Here is an 18,085-nt window from a genome sequence, read left to right as displayed (position 1 = left end):
AAAGGAAGGGCACCTTCTTGACGCTCCGCGTTATAGAAGGTGCCCTTCCAGCGCCACCGCGGCGTCAGCGCCAGGGGGAGACGACGCGGCCCTCCTCGGCCGCCAGGGCGATGTCGGTGCGGTACTGCCCGCCCGCCAGCTCCACGTGCGACACCAGCTCGTACGCCGCCGCCCGTGCCGCGTGCAGGTCGTGCCCCGTCGCCGTCGCGCACAGCACCCGGCCCCCGGCCGAGCGCAGCACACCGTCGGCGTCGCGCTTGGTGCCCGCGTGGATCAGCCCCGCCGCGCCGGTGATCTCGTCCCCGGTCCGCGCGCTCGCCGGATACCCGGCGCTGGCCAGCACCACGGTCACCGAGAAGGCGTCCTTCCACTGCAGGTCGGAGTGTCCCGCCAGCTCGCCGGTGGCTGCCGCGTACAGCAGGCCGCCCAGCGGGGTGTCGAGCAGCGCCAGCACCGACTGCGTCTCGGGGTCGCCGAAGCGCGCGTTGAACTCGATCACCTTCGGGCCGCCCTCGGTGATCGCCAGGCCGATGTAGAGCAGGCCGGAGAACGGGGTGCCCGCGTCGCGCATCTGCTGCAGCGTCGGGTGGGCCACGGTGGTCATGACATGGTCAACCAGGTTGGGCGGCGCCCACGGCACCGGCGCGTACGCCCCCATGCCGCCGGTGTTCGGCCCCGCGTCGCCGTCGCCGATGCGCTTGAAGTCCTGCGCGGGCAGCAGCGGCACCGCGGTCACGCCGTCGGTCACCACGAACAGCGACACCTCGGGCCCGTCGAGGTACTCCTCGATGACCACTCGCCCGCACTCGGCGGCGTGCGCCAGCGCGGCGTCCCGGTCGTCGGTGACGACGACACCCTTGCCCGCGGCCAGGCCGTCGTTCTTCACCACGTACGGCGCGCCGAACGCGTCCAGCGCCCGCGCCGCCTCCTCGGCCGTGCTGCACGTGAAGGCACGCGCGGTCGGCACCTTGGCGGCGGTCATGACCTGCTTGGCGAAATCCTTGGAGCCTTCGAGCCGGGCGGCGCTGCCCGACGGGCCGAAACAGGCGATGCCCTTCGCCCGCACCGCGTCGGCGACCCCCGCCACCAGCGGCGCCTCCGGCCCCACCACCACCAGGTCAGCCTCGACCTCCACGGCAAGCCCCGCGACAGCCTCCGGCGACAGGATGTCCACATCCCGCTGCTCCGAAGCCACCTCCGCGATCCCCGGACTCCCCGGAGCCGCGATGACCGCCGTAACCCCCGGATCCCGCACCAGCCCCAACACCAGGGCGTGCTCCCGCCCCCCACCACCAACCACCAGTACCCGCACCACCCCACCCTACCCTCCGAGTTGATCATGAACTTATGGCACGGGTCGACGGCGATTCATGTCCACAGCTTCCTGATCGACTGCGACGACCCCATCGGGACCCGGGTCTGCGGAGCCCGGGCGAGTGCTCGGCGAACGATGCGGGGGATGCTCGCCGGGTCGAGAGTGTCGGACCAGGTGAAGCGGACGATCCGGTAGCCGGCGTGGACAAGGTCGTTCTGGCGCTGCCGGTCCCGGTACACCGCCTCGGGACGGTCGTGCACCTCGCCGCCGTCGGCCTCGCCGATCAGCCGCGCCGCGCGCCAGAGCATGTCGACCCGTGCGAGCGCGTGGCCGGATGCGTCGGCGATCACCGCTTGCAGTTCATCGGGCGGCACGCCTGCGTCGACGCAGCGCAGCCGAGCCCGAGTTTCCAGCGGCGACTCCGCACGCCCGTCCGCCTGCTCGATCCAGGCACGCGCCTTCGTGGCTCCCCGGCGGCCGAACATGAGCAGCGGCAGCTCCGCGAGGTCGTCCTCGGCGAGCAGACCCAGGTGGAGCGCCGAGTCGAGGACCGATACCGCCGCCAGGCGGTCGAGCTTCAGGAGCAGATCGGCGACGGTACGCCGCACCGTGGTCACCGCGATGCCGTCCACCACTGTCACGTCCCCGGCGGCCAGGGTCAGCTGGTGCGGCACCACGGTCGCATCGGACAGCCGTCGTGGCACCGCCAGCTTGCCCGGCAGGCTGACGTGCAACCGGGTTTGCGGCCGTAACCCGTGCAGCCCGTGCACGGCCGCGGCGCTCTCCAGCACCGCGACGGCGTTCGGTCCGGCGCCCAGCACGGCCGCCCGGACGAGCGCCCGCGGCGAGTCGAGCACGCCACGCATGTCGGCGTCGACCAGGTAGACGCCACGGCTCAGCGTCCGCCAGACCCCCTGCCGGAGGAACCTCTTGACAGAGGCGGTGGATAACTCCAGGTCGCGGCACTGGGCCGCCGTGATCAGGCCGTCCTGGCGCTCGGCAAGTCGTTGCACAGCAAGCACATCCGCCAGCCTGAGCCGCCCAACCCCAGCTCACAACCCCTGTGGATAACCCTGTGGACAGCAGGAACGCTTCTGTGTGTTGATCATGAACTTATGGCAGCGACACGCCGCCGAGCCGTGCCATAAGTTCATGATCAACCAAGAGAAGCGTCAGGCCGCGAGCATGTCGTGGCGGACTACGTTTTCTTCGCGGCCCGGGCCTACGCCGATCATCGAGATGCGGGTGCCGCAGAGTTCTTCGAGGCGTTCGATGTAGCGCTGGGCGTTGAGGGGGAGTTCGGCGAAGTCGCGGGCCTTGGAGATGTCCTCGAACCAGCCGGGGAGGTACTCGTAGATCGGCTTGGCGTGGTGGAAGGCGGTTTGGGTCATGGGCATCTCGGTGAGGTGCTCGCCGTCGACCTCGTAGCCGATGCAGACGGGGACCTGCTCCAGGCCCGACAGGATGTCCAGCTTGGTGACGACGAGGTCGGTGATGCCGTTGACCCGGACCGCGTAGCGGCCGATGACGGCGTCGAACCAGCCGCAGCGGCGCGGGCGGCCGGTGGTGGTGCCGTACTCCCCGCCGGTCTTGCGCAGGTGCTCGCCCATGTCGTCGTGCAGCTCGGTCGGGAACGGACCCGCTCCGACGCGCGTGGTGTACGCCTTGATGACGCCGATCACGGAGCTGATCCGGGTCGGCGCGATGCCCGCGCCCACGCAGGCGCCGCCCGCGGTCGGGTTCGACGAGGTGACGAACGGGTATGTGCCGTGGTCGAGGTCGAGCAGGGTGGCCTGGGCGCCCTCCATGAACACGGTCTTGCCCTCTTCGAGGGCCTTGTTCAGGATCAGGCGGGTGTCGGCGATGAACGGCTTGAGCCGCTCCGCGTAGGTGAGGTACTCCTCGACCACGGCGTCGACGTCGAAGCCCTTGCGGTTGTAGACCTTGAACAGGATCTGGTTCTTCTCGCGCAGCACCAGCTCCAGCTTCTGCCGGAGGATGCCGGGGTCGAGCAGGTCCTGCACCCGGATGCCCATGCGGGCGACCTTGTCGCCGTACGCGGGGCCGATGCCGCGGCCCGTGGTGCCGATGCGGGCGGTGCCCAGGTAGCGCTCGACGACCCGGTCCAACGCCCGGTGGTGGGGCATGACCAGGTGCGCGTCGGCGGAGATGAGCAGGCGGGACACGTCCACGCCGCGCTCGGCCAGTCCGTCGATCTCGGCCAGCAGAACCTTCGGGTCGATCACGACGCCGTTGCCGAGGACGATCTCCGCGTTGGGGTGCAGCGCGCCGCTCGGCATCAGGTGGAGGGCGAACTTCTGGCCGTCCGGGGTGACCACGGTATGGCCGGCGTTGTTTCCCCCGGAGAAGCGGACGACGTAGTCCACTCGTGATCCGAGCAGGTCGGTAACCTTGCCTTTGCCCTCGTCGCCCCACTGGGCGCCGAGAAGCACGATCGCTGGCATCTTTCCTTCGCCTCCTAGGCGAGCCGCGGGCCGCCCACGGCTGTGGTGACCCCGGGGTGCCAGGCTAACAGCTTGATCGGGCGCGCATGCCCGGGCAAGGCCGGAACCGGAGAGGACGAACGCACTGTGTATGACGTGGTGCTGCTGAGCATGGCAGAGCCTGAAGGCGGCTGCTGCGGTTCCGACGGCTGCGGCGACGGTCACAGCGACGCCCCGCGCCCCCGGGTGCCCGTGCTGCACTGCGCGGACGCGCTGCGCGCCGCCGGGGCCCGGGTGGAGACCGTGGTGGCCTGCTCGGATACCGAGATCGACCAGGTCCTGGCGCGACTCGACGGGCCGCCCCGCGAGGACGGCCTGACCTGGCCGGACGCCGACGGCAAGACCCGGCTGGTGATCGCGGTCACCGACGACGGGCAGCTGCGCCACGTGCTGCGCCGCCTGGTGCGCCGGTATGCCCCGGCCCCGTCGAAGCGCCCCGCCGAGCTGCCCGCCGGGCGTACGGTGCCGGATCTGCCCGCGCTTGCGGTGCTGCCGATCGATGCGGCCGCGGTGGACTTCGCGGCGCAGCTCGGCCTGCCCCGGGACCCGGCCGCGGTGGCCGCGGCGGTGCTGGGCGACCGGGCGCGGCGGCTGGACCTGCTGCGCCACGACGGCGGCTCGGTGACGCTGGACGGGGTGCTGCTGGCCGGCTCGACCGAGGACGGCCAGCCGGTGCAGTGGGCGGGCCGGGTGGAGGTCGACGACGCGGTGCTGACCGACGGCGCGGAGCCGCTGCTCGCGGTCGCCGTCGCCAACGGCTCCGGGGCCACCCTGCTGGACGGGCTCCCCCTGCTCACGGCCGTGGACCCGGCCGACGGTGTGATCGATGTCGCGGTCGCGGTGCCGGTCCGGCACAAGCCGCTTTTCGGTACGCCGCGGCTGCGGATCGAGGTGCGCCGGGCACGCGGCCGGGCAGTGTCGGTGACCCCGCGCGACGCGCAGGTTCCGTTCGCCGACGACGGGGTATCCGGCGAACTGACCCGCAAGCGCTCCTGGTGGGTGGAGCCCGCGGCGTGGGGCGTCTATACCGGCTGACGGGACCTCCTGCGGGGTGTGCGCACTGACTAGGCTGCAGGGGCAGACGGCACTGGGGAGTGATGGCGATGACGGAATGGGAGTGGCCGCCGGACGAGATCAGCGGCCCCGCTGAGGACAGCAAACCGATCGTGCGCGGCCAGGGCGCCCGGGCGTCCGCCGCGGTGCCCCGGCCGGACCAACCCATGGCCGGCGTGCCGATGGCGGTCCCGGCCCCGCAGGCGGGCATCCCGCTCGCAGGCCCGCAGCCGGTGGCGGGGGGCGCCGACCTGACCCGCACCATGCAGGTGCCACTGCCGCCGCTGCCGCAGCGCGAGCGCACCGCGGTGCCGCTGCCACCGACGGCGGTGCCGGTGCAGCCGCACAGCGCACCCATCCCGCTGCCCCCGCAGCAGGCGGCCCCGCCGATCCCGCCGCCGCCCGTCCCGGCCCCGCCGACGACCCCGGCGCCACCGCAGGCCGGGCATGCTGTGCCCACGCCACCGGCCGACCCCCGGGTGCCCACGCCGACCCCGGCCGCCGACGCGCGCGCCGCGGCCCCCGTGGAGGCCCGCGCGACCGTGCCGGTCCCGCCCGCCGAACCCCCCCGGCCTGCGTCCGCGACCGCCGCGGTGCCCCCGCCCCGTCCGGCCGTCACGGCCGTGCCTGCGCCGCAGACCGCGCCGGGTGTATGGCCGGTCTCGCCGACCCCGCACATCCCGCCGCTGCCCACCACGCCCGCCGACGCGCCGCCGCAGTTCGGCGCGCCGCAGCTGCCCGGCCCCGGCGGCGGTGAGGTCTACCTGCCGACGGCCGAGGAGTTCGCCCGCCGGCGGGCCACCCGCCCCGCCGATCCGGTCGCCCACATGGGCATCCAGGCGGCGCTGCGCAAGTCCACGTTCGGCCTGCTCAACCTGAGCCCGGGCCAGCGCGAGCAGGAGATCCGGCGCGCCACCGACCTGGTCCGGCGCAACTTCGGCGGCCTGCGGCAGATCACCGTGGTCAATCCGAAAGGCGGCGCGGGCAAGACCGTGGCCGTGCTGCTGCTGGCGATGACGTTCGGCCGCAAGCGCGGCGGGTACGTGCTGGCCTGGGACAACAACGAGACCCAGGGCACCCTGGGCATGCGGTCCCAGCAGGACTTCCACTCGCGTACGGTGCGCGACCTGATGCGCGACCTGCACCAGTTCCAGGGGTCGCAGAGCCGCGTCGGCGACCTGTCGCAGTACGTGCGCTCGCAGGGCGACGGCATGTTCGAGGTGCTCGCCTCGGACGAGTCCGCCACCGCGGGCGAGATGCTCACCGCGCACGCCTTCGCGGAGATCCGCGAGGTGGTCAGCCGCTTCTACAAGCTGATCATGGTGGACACCGGCAACAACGTGCGGGCCGAGAACTGGCAGGCCGCCATCGACGCGACCGACCAGCTCGTGGTCACGATGTCCGCCCGCAACGACTCGGCGGAGACCGCCGCCCGGATGCTCGACCACCTGGAGCAGACCGGCCGCAGCCGCCTGGTCCGGCAGGCCGTCACCATCGTCTCGCTGCCGCCGAGCCGCCGCGAGCTGGACATCCCCGCCATCGAGCGGCACTTCGCCGCGCGCACCCGGGCCGTGCTCATCGCGCCGTACGAGCGCATGCTCGACTCGGGCGAGCCGATCGACTACGGGCGGCTCACCGAGGAGTCCCAGGACGCCTGGCTGCGCATCGCCGCATCCGTCGCCGAGGGCCTGTAACCGGGAATCCGCCGGGGCCGGGCGGGCGCCGAGCCGCGAAGATCGCGGCCTTCACGCGCCCGCCCGTGCCTCAGTCGTTGAGCGCGTCGAAGGCGGACGGGTCGCAGTCGCGGAGGAACTGGGCGCAGCGGGCCGCCTCGTCGGCCTCGCCGATCTCGGCGGCGGCCACGGACAGGGCGTGCAGGCAGCGCAGGAAGCCCTGGTTGGGCTCGTGCGACCAGGGGACCGGGCCGTGGCCCTTCCAGCCCGCGCGGCGCAGCTGGTCCAGGCCGCGGTGGTATCCGGTGCGGGCGAACGCGTACGCCGGAACGGGCTGCCCCGCGGTCAGCGCGAGCTGCGCCAGCGCGGCCCAGGCGGCGCTGTACGTCGGATAGGCCGCGGCGACGGAGGTCGGGTCCTCGGCGGCGGCCAACGCGGCGTCGGCGGCCTCGTCGGCGGGCAGCAGCGTGGCAGGAGGTTCGGGCATCAGGTTCTGCATACGGCCATTCAACCCGGCCGGGGTGCCGATGTCCCCGCGCTGCGCTGAGGGTTTCGTCACGGGCATACTCGCCTGATGTCTGCTGCTACCCCGTTGGAGATCGAATCCCTGGAGGAGCTGGCCGAACGGCTGGCCGAGAAGAGCCTGGCCGGGCTGACGGTGCAGGGGCTGACCATCACCGCCGACCTGTCCCGGATCAAGGTGAACGACGCGGTCTTCATCGGCTGCACGTTCCCGAGCCTGGCCGCGGAGGCGGCGCTGGTGCGCCGGGGCGCGCACGTCGTGCCGGTGGCCGACTGGGTGCCGTACCCGACACATCCGGCGCGCCTCTACACGGCCGCCGACCTGACCGCGGGGTTCGCCGAGAGCGGCTTCGCAGGCATGTACGACAGCGTGGTGTACCGGCACTTCGTGGCCGCGGGCGGCCCGAACGCGGCGGTCCGGGAGGCGCTGGCGCAGCGGCTGCACGACCACGGCATCGACAACGCGCTGCACGACGCCCTGGCCGCGATCGAGCCGCGGCGGCGCATCGGCATCATGGGCGGCCACGCCGAAGTACGCGGCAGCGACGCGTACCGGATGGCCGCGGCGATCGGCCACGCGCTGGGCGGGCACGGCCGCCTGGTGCTGACCGGCGGCGGCCCCGGTGTCATGGAGGCCGCGAACCTTGGGTCCTACCTGGCCGCGTACCCGGCGGCGGTGCTGGCCGAGGCGATCGGCCGGCTGGCCGCGGAGCCGGACTTCCACGCGCACGACCCGTACACGAAGGTCGCGCTGCACGTACTGGCCGAGTTCCCGGCGGCGGACCCGTGGGCGGGCGGCCTGTCCGTGCCGACCTGGCTCTACGGCCACGAACCGGCGAACGTCTTCGCGGGCCAGATCGCGAAGTACTTCTCGAACGCGATCCGCGAGGACGTGATCCTGAAGGCGGCCCGCGGCGGCATCGTGTTCGCCCCCGGCCGCGCGGGCACCGTGCAGGAGGTCTTCCAGGCCGCCACCAAGACCTACTACGCCACCGACGGCGAGAGCGGCCCCTTCGTCTTCCTCGGCCGCCGCTTCTGGACCGAAGAACTCCCGGTGACCGAACTCCTGCGCACCCTGCTCAACGGAGCTGCCCTGGCCGACCTCGTCCACGTCACCGACGACGTCGACGAAGCCCTCGCCATCCTCTGCAACTGAAGGAAGGGCACCTTCACATCGCCATGCGTGGAGGGAAGGTGCCCTTCCTGACGTTGCACCAGACGCGAGCAGGGCGAACGCTCGCTGCTAAGCGACGGGGATGCGGCGCCAGAAGCCGACCGGGAGGTTGACCTCGGGTTCGCCGGTGAGGCCGTTCTCGTCCATCGCGTTGAACAGGGCGACGCGCAGGTCGCCGAAGAAGAATTCGAGCGCGTGCAGCACGTGCGGGCGCCAGGCGGTGGGGCTGATCCGTTCGATGAGGTTGACCCGGGTCAGCGGGCGGCCGCGGGCCGACAGGATGGCCGGGTGGGTGTCGGCCCACCAGTCCAAACGCAGGCCGGGCCAGTCGAGCTGGGCCTGCAGATCGATGGTGTCCCAGCTGATCGCGCACTCGTCGAACTTGCGGTGGGTGATCTCGATGTTGGCGTCGGGGAACCCGAACACCACGGGGCCGCCGGTGAACCAGGCCTCGGCGTCCAGGTCCCACACCAGCCAGGAGCCGACCAGCGGCTGTCCGATGACGCGGGCGAAGCGGTTGCGGTGCGCCGCCGCCAGCGCACCGGCATCGTGGTGCCAGACCGGGTCGTACCCGTCGATGCCCAGCACGTGCGGACCTCCTGCCCTGAGACGCGGATTCGGACGATCGTACCGATTCCCGTCAGGTTACGCGGGGACCCGGGACGACACGCGCGCGGCGAAACACGCCGGGAACGCGAAACGCGGTCATGACCTGCGATCGAGCCGCAGATCACGACCGCGTTCGGCGATCTTGTGCCAACTCGCGGACCGCAGCGGCCCGCGCGTGGCGGATTACTTGATCCGGGTGCCGGTGGAGCGCAGGTCCTGGCAGGCCCGGGCCACGCGGGCGGCCATGCCGGCCTCGGCGGCCTTGCCCCAGGCGCGCGGGTCGTACTGCTTCTTGTTGCCGACCTCGCCGTCGACCTTCAGCACGCCCTCGTAGTTGCGCAGCATGTGGTCGGCGACCGGGCGGGTGAAGGCGTACTGCGTGTCGGTGTCGACGTTCATCTTGACCACGCCGAAGTCGAGCGAGTCGCGGATCTCCGACAGCAGCGAGCCCGATCCGCCGTGGAACACCAGGTCGAACGGCTTGTCCTTGCCGTACTTGGCGCCGACCTGCTCCTGGATCTCCTTGAGGATCTCCGGGCGGAGCTTGACGTTGCCCGGCTTGTAGACGCCGTGCACGTTGCCGAAGGTGAGGGCGGTCATGTAGCGGCCCTTCTCACCCAGGCCCAGCGCGGCGGCGGTGGCCAGCGCGTCCTCGACGGTGGAGTACAGCTTCTCGTCGATCGCGCCGACGACGCCGTCCTCCTCGCCGCCCACGACACCGACCTCGATCTCGAGGACGATCTTCGCGGCGTGGGTGAGGGCCAGCAGCTCCTCGGCGATCTGCAGGTTCTCGTCCAGCGGCACGGCCGAGCCGTCCCACATGTGCGACTGGAACAGCGGGTTCTCACCGCGCGCCACGCGCTCGGCGGAGATCGCCAGCAGCGGGCGGACGAAGCCGTCCAGCTTGTTCTTGGGGCAGTGGTCGGTGTGCAGCGCGACGTTCACCGAGTACTTCTTGGCGACCTCGTGCGCGAACGCGGCGAACGCGACCGAACCGGAGACCATGTCCTTGATGGTCGGGCCGGACAGGTACTCGGCGCCGCCGGTCGAGACCTGGATGATCCCGTCGCTCTCGGCCTCCGCGAAGCCCTGCAGCGCGGCATGCAGCGTCTGCGAGGAGGAGACGTTGATCGCGGGGTAGGCGAACGCGCCGGCCTTGGCGCGGTCGAGCATCTCGGCGTAGACCTCAGGGGATGCGATAGGCATCTGTGAACGCTCCTAGCGTGCGTGCAGTGACGCGGATGGCCGCGGCGGTGCGCGTCGCCGCGCCCGATGGCTGCGGGAAGACCGCGATGTCCTCGTTACAGGAGTATTGCCTACGTCACTTGACCTGGCGAATCGGCCCCTCCCGCCGCGTCAGCCCTCGTCGCCGTCCGGCACCAGCAGGCTGAGTGCCCAGCTCACGATGCCCATCACGATGGCGCCCCAGAACGCGGGCCAGAACCCGTCGATCTCGAACGGCAGCTTGAACACGGTCGCCAGCCAGTCCACGAGCAGGAACAGCCCAGCGTTGACGAACAGCGCGAACAGGCCCAGCGTGATCACGTAGAAGACGCAGCCGAGCAGGTGGATGACGGGCTTCAGGATCGCGTTGACCAGGCCGAAGATCAGCGCGACCGCGATGAGGGTCAGGATGCTGCGCGTGGTGGTCGCCGCGGTGATCTCGATGCCCGAGACGATCAGAGTGGTGACCCAGAGCGCTACTGCGTTGATCACCCAGCGGATCAGAAAGCCCATATGGTCATCTTCTACGCCGAAACCCACATCTGCTGGCGAATATCGCAGGCGAGTCATACCGTGAAACGATGACCGAGAACGTGGCAGGGAACGCGTACGACGTGCCCGAAGCCGACGCGCTCGAGCAGTCGACGCCGGCGGATCCCCTGGCGGACGCCGAGGACCGCAACAACGCCCTCCCGGAGGAGCCACTCGGAGAGCCGGACGAGCCGGTGCCGCCGGCCTCCGAGTGGGACAAGATCGAGCAGAACGTGGTGGTCGTGCCCGCCGACGAGGACTACTCCTGAAGCACCCAGCTCGGGTGCTTGCTGACGAAGTCGTTCATGGTGCCGTCCCGCAGCGCCGCTGACAGGTCCGGCGCGACCTTCGGATCAAGTTGCTCGACTATTTCACCATTGCCGAGCTGGAGGGACAGGAACGTCGGCTGGCTGACACCGATGATGCCCGCCGCCTCGACTCGGTCCAGCCGCACGGCCAGGCCGAGCACGCTGAGGTCGCCGGTGTGCAGCGTGATTCCCGGGGTACCGACCAGCTGATTCACCAGGCCGATGTTGCTCAGCAGGGCCCGGTCGCTTGCCTCCTTCGCGAGCGCCAGCAGCACCCGCTGGACGATGCGGTCGCGGTCGTAGGCACCGTTAGGCAGGTTCCGGCGCTGGCGGGCCAGGTCCACCACCTGGGTGCCGGAGTACTTCCGGCAGCCCGCCGGGTAGGCCTTGCCGGTGTGGCTCGACTTCACCGTCTCGGGCAGGCAGACCGACAGGCCGCCCAGGGCGTCGGTCACCGACTGCATGGCCGACAATTTCACCTCCGCCACGGCGTCGGCCCGCACGCCGGTGAGCTGTTCGACAGCCTGTCGTGCGCCTTCGGCGCCGCCGAGGGCGTACGTCCCAGCGATTTTGATCTTGCCCATGCCAGGGGTGTCCGTGATGACGTCCCGTTCGATGGAGACCAGGTAGGCCTGGCTCCCGTCTGCGGGCAGGTGGATCAGCATGTACGTGTCGGCGCGGGAGCGGTTCGTGCTGTTCGGGCCGCCCTCGTCGAGTCCAAGCAGCAGCAGGTTCAGCGGGCCCTGCGGCACCGCGACCGGTATCCCCGTGCCGCCCAGCTGAGCCGGCAGGGTCAGCTCGCCCCGCCACAGCTGCACCGGCAGCGCCAGCGCCAGCGCGACGACCACGGCGGCGGCCCCGGTGCGGGTCGCCGTGCGGCGGCGGCGACGCCGTGCGGCCAGCGCGTCGATGGCCCGGCGCAGCGGTTCCAGCGCGGGCGCCTGCTCCTCGTGGCGGGCGAACGCTCCGCGCAGTTCTTCTTCGATCATCGGACTCCTCCCAGGCTCAGCCGCTCCGCCGACTCCCGCAACCGGGCCAGCGCTTTCGAGATGTAACCGCGGGCCGTGCCGACGGTGCAGCCGAGCATCTCGGCGATCTCCGCATCCGGCAGGTCCTCGTAGTAGCGCAGCACCAGCGCCGCCCGCTGCTGCCGCGGCAGCGTCGCCAGCACCGACCAGACCAGGTCGCGGTCCGCCGAGCGCTGCGCATGATCCACGGGTACGGCGACCGCCTCGTCGGCGTCGGGCCGCAGGAACACCCGGCGCAGCCAGGATCCGCGCCGCCAGTCCACGTACTGGTTGATCATCATGCGCTTGACGTAGCGCTCGGGCGCGTCGGCCCGGGCCACCCTGCGCCAGTTGAGCTGGACCCGGACCATCGTCTCCTGGACGAGGTCCTGGGCCGTGTGCTGGTCACCCGTGAGCATCAGCGCATAGCGCGCGAGCGCGCCGAGTCGCGAGTTGACGAATTCCTCGTACGTCACAGCCACCTCCTCGACTCACAGGACGTGTCCGGGTGTTCAGAACATTGCCCGGTACTGTTGTGCGGCGTGACCGTAGTCGACACTCTCCAGGCCCTGGCCGCGCCCCCGCTGGCCGCCGCCGACTTCAATCCCCTGAATCCGACGGACTGGTTGAACCTGTTCGGACCGGCCGCGCTGTTCGGCGTCTGCTTCATCCTGTTCGCCGAGACCGGCCTCATGGTCGGCTTCTTCCTGCCCGGCGACTCGCTGCTGTTCATCGCGGGCGTCTTCGCCTCCGGCTTCCTCGAGTCCAAGGGCGTCCAGCTGCCGATCGGCTGGCTGCTGGTGCTCGGCCCGATCTGCGCGATCATCGGCGCGCAGCTGGGGCACTGGCTGGGTGCGAAATACGGTCCCAAGATGTTCAACAAGCCCGACTCCCGCCTGTTCAAGCAGGAGTACGTGCGCAAGGCCGAGCACTACTTCGAGAAGTTCGGCCCGCGCAAGGCCATCGTGCTGGCCCGCTTCATCCCGATCGTGCGCACCTTCATGAACCCGGTCGCGGGCGTGCTGGGCATGCCGGCCAAGCAGTTCTTCGTGTGGAACGTGGTCGGCGCGATCCTCTGGGTCGATGGCATCCTGCTGGCCGGCTACCTGCTCGCCGAGCAGATCATCAGCGCGATCGGCGGCCCCGAGCACATCGACAAGTACATCCTGCCGATGGTGTTCCTGATCGTGTTCCTGTCGCTGATCCCGGTCTTCATCGAGATCATCCGCGAGCGCCAGGCCAAGAAGCGCGGCCGGCACGGCGGCGACGAGACCGTCGTCATGAGCAAGGTCGACATCGGCTGACCAGCACGCGAAGAGGGGGTACGGCCGTCGGCCGTACCCCCTCTTTCACGTCTGTACTCAGGCCAGCAGCGCCTTCAGGCTGAGCCGCCGCTTCCTTCAGGCAAGAAGCGCCTTCAGGAAGATCGCTTCCATCTGGCTCGGGTCGGTGACCTGGAACGCCGCGCCGCCGGTGGTGTCGGCGACCGCCTGCAGGTCGGACAGCTTGACGTCCGGGCCGAGGCCCAGCAGCACCACCCGGACCGGCTTGGTCACGTCGGCCAGCTTCTCCAGCTCGCGCTGCATCGCGCGCAGCTGCATGCCGGAGCTGTCCCGGCCGTCGGTGAAGATCACCAGCGTGTTGCTGCGGCTCGGGTCGTATCCCTTGATCAGCTCGCGGTACCCGTCGAGGATCGACGCGAAGAGCGGGCAGACGTCGGTCGGCGAGGGCGCGGCCTGCTGGACGGCCCCGTTCAGCTTGTCGCGCTGCGACCTGGTCAGCTCGGCCAGCGGCACCAGGGGCGCGTGGCCCTTGCCGGCGAAGGCCCACAGGCCGACCTCGCTGTCGTCGGTGAACAGCCGCAGGCCCTTCTCCGCGGCGCTGCGCAGCACCTGCATCCGCACCGCCGTGTTGCCGCCGCCGGTCATCGTGCGGCCCATCGACGAGGTGGCGTCGACCAGCGCGATCACCCGGGACGGGGTCTTCGCGGCGACCCAGACCGTCATCGCGCCGCGGACCTTGTTCATGTCGTTGAGCGGCTGCACGAAGACGTTGTTCGAGGTGACGCCGTGGCCGGTGGGGAAGCCCGTGGAGGCCTCGCCCTCCGGCGAGCGCAGACCCTTCTCGGCGAAGACCGACTTGTAGTCGCCGCTGCGCAGCGCCTGCGAGAACAGCGCCGCCGCGGCGGCCAGCGGGCGCGGCTGGCGGGCCCGCACGGCGAACGGGAAGTCCAGCGTCGGCGCCTGGGCCAGGGGGATCGCGGCCATCGGAGCCTTGGGCGTGGCTGCGTTGTAGGCGATCACGGCCTGCTCGCTGACCGGCGCGCCGGTCATGCCGGCGGCGTACGCCTTCCACAGCGCCCCGGTGTCCGCGACCGGTCCGCCGATGCCGCGGTACACCGCGACCAGCATGGGCAGGTCCGCCTCGGAGGCGACGACCGCGTCTGACAGCATCATCGCGCCGACCATGCCCGCCGTGTCGCGGCGCGGCTCGACCACACCCAGCTTGAGCGCGGGCGTCTTGCTGAACAGCAGGCTCTTGAGCATCGTCGCGTCGACGCCGGTGCCGAGCTTGTCGGACAGTTCCCGGGCGACGGTCTCCGGCACGGCGAGCACGACCGGGCTGGCGGCCACGGACGGGGCCGCGGCGTCGAAGATGTCCCGGTCCACCGCCCGCACCCGGCCCAGCCAGTACGACGAGTCGGGCACCCAGACCACGGGCAGCTCGGACTCGGACGGCGTGGGCGCGGCCTTGCCCGCCACGTCGACCGAGCCGCCCGCCCAGGTGCCCAGCGAGTTGGCCAGCTCGTAGGACGGCTTCTCGACGACCTCGACGCGGACGCAGTCCTCGCCGACCAGCGGGCCGGTGGCGCTCCAGCGGGAGCCGATCTCGGTGAGGGCCGGCGCGACGGCGGGGTCGGCGGCCACGGTGAGGGTGATGCCGGCGCTGCCGCAGCCGTCGGCGTCCGCGCTCACCGAGCGCAGCACGACCGTGGCCAGGCCGCACACGGACAGGGCACTGACGATGATGACGGGAATCCGTACGGCGCGGCGACCGAACAGGCCGGTCCGGCGGGCGGGTGCCTCGGGGGCATCCCAGCCGTGCCGGATATGGCGTCCAGACATGGGTGACTCCCAGTGAGGGGGCGGCGGCGCCGAGCCCCGCGGCGGGGGTTACCGGGGGCGGCTGCACGCCTGACTGGGCGTCAGCTTAGATGCCTGTCAGCCCACCGCAACCAGGTGTTGACAAATTTCACTCACGGTTGCGGCGGCCTGCGCTCCGTGATCGTTATGGCCGTCCATGGCTACGAAAAGCGCCGGGGGGGGGGCCACGCCGGGGGGGCGGGGGCCCCCCCCCCGGCTGAGGGGCGGTGGCGCCCCCCCCTCCCACCAACCCGGCCGGCGGCCCCCCCCCCCCCCGGGGCGGCCCCCCCCCCCCCCCGCTTCAGGGCCTTGCCAGGGTCAGCGAGCCTTCTTGGTCGCGCGCTTGCGCGGCGGCGTCAGCAGCTCGGCGACGGTGGCGATGGCGGACGGCACCAGGCTGTAGTAGGCCCACACACCGCGCTTGTCGCGGTTGAGCAGGCCCGCCTCGGTGAGGATGCGCAGGTGGTGGCTGACCGTCGGCTGGGACAGGCCCAGCGGAGCGGTCAGGTCACAGACGCACGCCTCGCCCTCGGGGGCAGACTGGATAAGGCTGAGCAGCCGGAGACGGGCCGGGTCGGCCAGCGCCTTGAGGACGCCGGCGAGGCGCTCCGCGTCGGCACGCTCGATCGGCTCACCAGCGAGGGGCGAGATTTGAGGCAGCGGGGTTTCCACCAGAGCTGTTCCCACGTGATTTCTTCCTTCCAACAACAGCATCGATCCACCTACATATTAGCAGGTACAGATCGGAGTTCCGTTAGGCCGACAGGCCAAGGTCCGCCAACGTATAGGCGGCTCGGTACGACAGTCCGGCAGCACGCACCGTATCGCCCGCGCCTCGATCGACAATAACCGCAACACCGATGACCTCGGCACCCGCCTCCCGCAGTGCATCAATAGCGGCAAGAACACTACCGCCAGTAGTCGAGGTGTCCTCGACAGCGAGCACGCGGCGGCCGGCCACCTCGGGTCCTTCGATGCGGCGCTGGAGCCCGTGCGCCTTGCCCTCCTTGCGCACCACGAACGCGTCCAGCGGACGCGAGGCGGTGTGCAGCATGGCGGCGGCGACCGGATCGGCGCCGAGCGTGAGACCGCCCACGGCGTCGAAGTCCCAGTCCGCGGTCAGTTCGTTCAGCACGCGCCCGACCAGGGGCGCAGCAGCGTGGTGCAGGGTGATCCGGCGGAGATCAACGTAGTAATCCGCCTCCTGTCCGGAGGACAGGACCACCTTTCCCCGAACCACCGCGAGGTCAGTGATGAATTTACGCAGGTCGTCGCGGTCGGACATGGCTGGGACACTACCCGCCGATCCTGAGAGCTCGATCTAGGGGGGTGCGTTGACCTCCCCACACTCGTCAGCTGTCGGATTCGGTGTCCCGGCCGGTACGCACCCGCGCCCCCCGCGCGAGCCGCCGCAGCAGCCGCGTCGGGGTGTGCCGCATGAACCCGACAAGCACTTTGTATTTCCAGCTCGGGACGCTCACCGTGCGGCCCCGCCGCAGGTCACGCAGGCTGTCCGAGACCACCTGGGGGGCCTGCAGCCACAGCCACTGCGGCGTCTTCGTCATGTTGATTCCGGCCCGGTCGTGGAACTCCGTACGGGTGAATCCCGGGCACAGCGCCATCACCCGCACCCCGCGGTGCGCCACCGAAAGAGCCACCGACTCGCTGAAGTTGGTGACCCACGCCTTACTCGCCGGGTAGGTGCTACCAGGCATCGCCGCGCCGAACCCGGCCACCGATGAGACATTGATGACATCTCCGCGGCCGCGCGCCGCCATGACGGGCAGCGCCGCGTGCGTCAGCCGCATCACCGCCTGCACGTTCACGGCCAGCAGATGCAGCTCCTGCTCCACAGTGGATTTCAGGAACGGCGTGTTCAGCGACAGTCCCGCGTTGTTCACCAGCAGGTCCACCGGCCGGGCGGAGTCGCGCAGCCGCGCCTCCACCAGTTCGCAACCCTCCGTGGTGGCCAGATCCGCCGAGATGACACTCGCCTGCACGCCGTATGTCCTGCTCAGTGCCTCGGAGAAGTCGGCCAGCCGGCCGGCGTCGCGGGCCACGAGCACCACGTCCCACCCGTCGGTGGCCAGGCGGACCGCGAACGCGCGCCCGATGCCGGCGGTCGCGCCGGTCACCAGCGCGGTGCGGCGTTCACCCGCGGGTTCCGGCGTGGTCTCGGGTGCCGCCGCGGTGGCGGGCACGGCGGTGCTGGCGGAGGAGGAGGACATCGGTTCACCTCAGGCGGTCGTCGGCGGGGGCACCGCGGGGGTGTCGGGGCCCGGCGGCAGCGACCGCGTCCGGCTGAAGAACTCGTTGGCAGCCGGGAGGGCGAGCAGCACCGCAGTGGCAATGTAGCCGAGAACCTGGGCCGCCGAGGAGAGCCCGGTGAGCCCGGCCCACCAGCCGGGGAAGGAGTCGACGAGGGCCTGCGCCCCGCGGGTCACCGACGGGTCGCCGCCGCCCTGCACGGTCACGTTTCCCGAGCCCAGGCTGGCCGCGCCGGAGATGCCGCAACACGCCAGCAGGATGCCGAGGCCGCAGGCGATCCAGGTGAGGATGCGGGCGACCCGGTTGCCCTGCCAGACGCCCCAGGCCAGGGCCAGCAGGATGATCGCGGCGACCACCAGGATCAGGGCGCCGACCAGGAGCCCTACCTTGAGGCTGGTCTCCAGGGCGCCCATGTCGGCAGGGTTCACGCCCGCCAGCACGGCCCGTACCCGGAACCGGTTGAGCACGCTGCTGATCGCGGCCAGGTGCAGCAGCGCGTTCACCAGGTTGAGCAGGGCGAGCAGGGCGAGGATCGCGGCTGCCGCGGTGACCACCGCGGGTCGCCCGGCCAGCGCTCTGGGCCCGGCCGGGGACACCGGCTCCACCGGAAACGAGGCGGATTGCGACATTGGCGTACCCCCGATGCGGCCCGAAGATTGCTCCAGATCGGAAGTTACCCGCACTACCAGGGACTATGTGCCTGATTGAGGATATCGCCGACAGCACGCGGGGCCGGCGCGACGTGCGCCGGCCC

Annotated in this window: 19 protein-coding genes; 5 read left to right on the top strand and 14 right to left on the bottom strand. The window is 71.2% G+C overall.

Annotation, left to right across the window (positions count from 1 at the left end; all coding sequences use genetic code 11):
* Positions 1 to 64: 64 nt before the first annotated feature.
* The 3 genes from purD to F9C41_RS22255 form a co-directional block, all read right to left on the bottom strand.
* Positions 65 to 1,312: a phosphoribosylamine--glycine ligase gene (gene purD / locus F9C41_RS22265; RefSeq protein ID WP_155388751.1), complete on the bottom strand. Its 1,248-nt coding sequence runs from the start codon at positions 1,310 to 1,312 to the stop codon at positions 65 to 67.
* 56 nt (positions 1,313 to 1,368) lie between these two features.
* Positions 1,369 to 2,328 (bottom strand): type IV toxin-antitoxin system AbiEi family antitoxin domain-containing protein, encoded by a 960-nt coding sequence (locus F9C41_RS22260; RefSeq protein WP_230689868.1) that lies wholly within the window; start codon positions 2,326 to 2,328, stop codon positions 1,369 to 1,371.
* A 159-nt stretch (positions 2,329 to 2,487) separates the two neighbouring features.
* Positions 2,488 to 3,780: an adenylosuccinate synthase gene (locus F9C41_RS22255; protein WP_155388749.1), complete on the bottom strand. Its 1,293-nt coding sequence runs from the start codon at positions 3,778 to 3,780 to the stop codon at positions 2,488 to 2,490.
* A 126-nt stretch (positions 3,781 to 3,906) separates the two neighbouring features.
* Here F9C41_RS22255 and F9C41_RS22250 point away from each other — a divergent pair, with 126 nt between their 5' ends.
* Positions 3,907 to 4,854, top strand: coding sequence for a diacylglycerol kinase family protein (locus tag F9C41_RS22250; RefSeq protein ID WP_155388748.1), 948 nt, complete (start codon positions 3,907 to 3,909; stop codon positions 4,852 to 4,854).
* Positions 4,855 to 4,922: 68 nt separating this feature from the next.
* Positions 4,923 to 6,566 (top strand): chromosome partitioning protein, encoded by a 1,644-nt coding sequence (locus tag F9C41_RS41420; RefSeq protein ID WP_230689865.1) that lies wholly within the window; start codon positions 4,923 to 4,925, stop codon positions 6,564 to 6,566.
* Positions 6,567 to 6,636: 70 nt separating this feature from the next.
* On the opposite strand, the gene F9C41_RS22240 is transcribed toward F9C41_RS41420, so the two are convergent.
* Positions 6,637 to 7,044 (bottom strand): DUF3151 domain-containing protein, encoded by a 408-nt coding sequence (locus F9C41_RS22240; protein ID WP_155388822.1) that lies wholly within the window; start codon positions 7,042 to 7,044, stop codon positions 6,637 to 6,639.
* A 75-nt stretch (positions 7,045 to 7,119) separates the two neighbouring features.
* On the opposite strand from F9C41_RS22240, the gene F9C41_RS22235 reads away from it, so the two are divergent.
* On the top strand, positions 7,120 to 8,223 hold the full coding sequence (locus tag F9C41_RS22235) for an LOG family protein (RefSeq protein ID WP_155388747.1): 1,104 nt from the start codon (positions 7,120 to 7,122) through the stop codon (positions 8,221 to 8,223).
* Positions 8,224 to 8,310: 87 nt separating this feature from the next.
* On the opposite strand, the gene F9C41_RS22230 is transcribed toward F9C41_RS22235, so the two are convergent.
* The 3 genes from F9C41_RS22230 to F9C41_RS22220 form a co-directional block, all read right to left on the bottom strand.
* Complete coding sequence (locus F9C41_RS22230) at positions 8,311 to 8,829, bottom strand: hypothetical protein (protein ID WP_120317715.1); 519 nt, start codon at positions 8,827 to 8,829, stop codon at positions 8,311 to 8,313.
* A gap of 204 nt (positions 8,830 to 9,033) precedes the next feature.
* A complete protein-coding gene (gene fbaA, locus F9C41_RS22225) occupies positions 9,034 to 10,056 on the bottom strand; it encodes a class II fructose-bisphosphate aldolase (RefSeq protein ID WP_155388746.1) in 1,023 nt (340 codons plus the stop codon).
* Between the two features lie 150 nt (positions 10,057 to 10,206).
* Entirely contained in the window at positions 10,207 to 10,587 is a 381-nt protein-coding gene (locus tag F9C41_RS22220) for a phage holin family protein (protein WP_155388745.1), read from the bottom strand.
* A gap of 68 nt (positions 10,588 to 10,655) precedes the next feature.
* Between F9C41_RS22220 and F9C41_RS22215 the strand changes: the two genes are divergently transcribed.
* Entirely contained in the window at positions 10,656 to 10,874 is a 219-nt protein-coding gene (locus F9C41_RS22215; RefSeq protein WP_120317712.1) for a hypothetical protein, read from the top strand.
* On the opposite strand, the gene F9C41_RS22210 is transcribed toward F9C41_RS22215, so the two are convergent.
* On the bottom strand, positions 10,865 to 11,902 hold the full coding sequence (locus F9C41_RS22210; RefSeq protein ID WP_155388744.1) for an LCP family protein: 1,038 nt from the start codon (positions 11,900 to 11,902) through the stop codon (positions 10,865 to 10,867). The genes F9C41_RS22215 and F9C41_RS22210 overlap by 10 nt on opposite strands.
* A complete protein-coding gene (locus F9C41_RS22205; RefSeq protein ID WP_155388743.1) occupies positions 11,899 to 12,396 on the bottom strand; it encodes a SigE family RNA polymerase sigma factor in 498 nt (165 codons plus the stop codon). Before F9C41_RS22205 ends, F9C41_RS22210 begins: the two co-directional genes overlap by 4 nt.
* Positions 12,397 to 12,462: 66 nt before the next feature.
* Here F9C41_RS22205 and F9C41_RS22200 point away from each other — a divergent pair, with 66 nt between their 5' ends.
* Complete coding sequence (locus F9C41_RS22200) at positions 12,463 to 13,224, top strand: DedA family protein (RefSeq protein ID WP_230689863.1); 762 nt, start codon at positions 12,463 to 12,465, stop codon at positions 13,222 to 13,224.
* Positions 13,225 to 13,320: 96 nt separating this feature from the next.
* On the opposite strand, the gene F9C41_RS22195 is transcribed toward F9C41_RS22200, so the two are convergent.
* The 5 genes from F9C41_RS22195 to F9C41_RS22175 all read right to left on the bottom strand — a co-directional run bounded on the left by F9C41_RS22195 (position 13,321) and on the right by F9C41_RS22175 (position 17,960).
* Positions 13,321 to 15,045 (bottom strand): VWA domain-containing protein, encoded by a 1,725-nt coding sequence (locus F9C41_RS22195; protein WP_155388742.1) that lies wholly within the window; start codon positions 15,043 to 15,045, stop codon positions 13,321 to 13,323.
* Positions 15,046 to 15,381: 336 nt separating this feature from the next.
* On the bottom strand, positions 15,382 to 15,777 hold the full coding sequence (locus F9C41_RS22190) for an ArsR/SmtB family transcription factor (RefSeq protein WP_120317708.1): 396 nt from the start codon (positions 15,775 to 15,777) through the stop codon (positions 15,382 to 15,384).
* A gap of 40 nt (positions 15,778 to 15,817) precedes the next feature.
* On the bottom strand, positions 15,818 to 16,348 hold the full coding sequence (gene pyrE, locus F9C41_RS22185; protein ID WP_155388741.1) for an orotate phosphoribosyltransferase: 531 nt from the start codon (positions 16,346 to 16,348) through the stop codon (positions 15,818 to 15,820).
* A 67-nt stretch (positions 16,349 to 16,415) separates the two neighbouring features.
* Positions 16,416 to 17,291: an SDR family NAD(P)-dependent oxidoreductase gene (locus F9C41_RS22180; RefSeq protein WP_155388740.1), complete on the bottom strand. Its 876-nt coding sequence runs from the start codon at positions 17,289 to 17,291 to the stop codon at positions 16,416 to 16,418.
* Positions 17,292 to 17,300: 9 nt separating this feature from the next.
* Positions 17,301 to 17,960 carry a hypothetical protein gene (locus tag F9C41_RS22175; RefSeq protein ID WP_155388739.1) on the bottom strand — a complete coding sequence of 220 codons (660 nt, stop codon included), beginning with the start codon at positions 17,958 to 17,960 and terminating at the stop codon, positions 17,301 to 17,303.
* Positions 17,961 to 18,085 lie beyond the last annotated feature (125 nt).

Origin of the sequence: Catellatospora paridis, from assembly GCF_009720365.1 — a bacterium.
In the GTDB taxonomy this organism is placed as follows: domain Bacteria; phylum Actinomycetota; class Actinomycetes; order Mycobacteriales; family Micromonosporaceae; genus Catellatospora; species Catellatospora paridis.
This window is presented reverse-complemented; position numbering and strand designations above follow the sequence as displayed.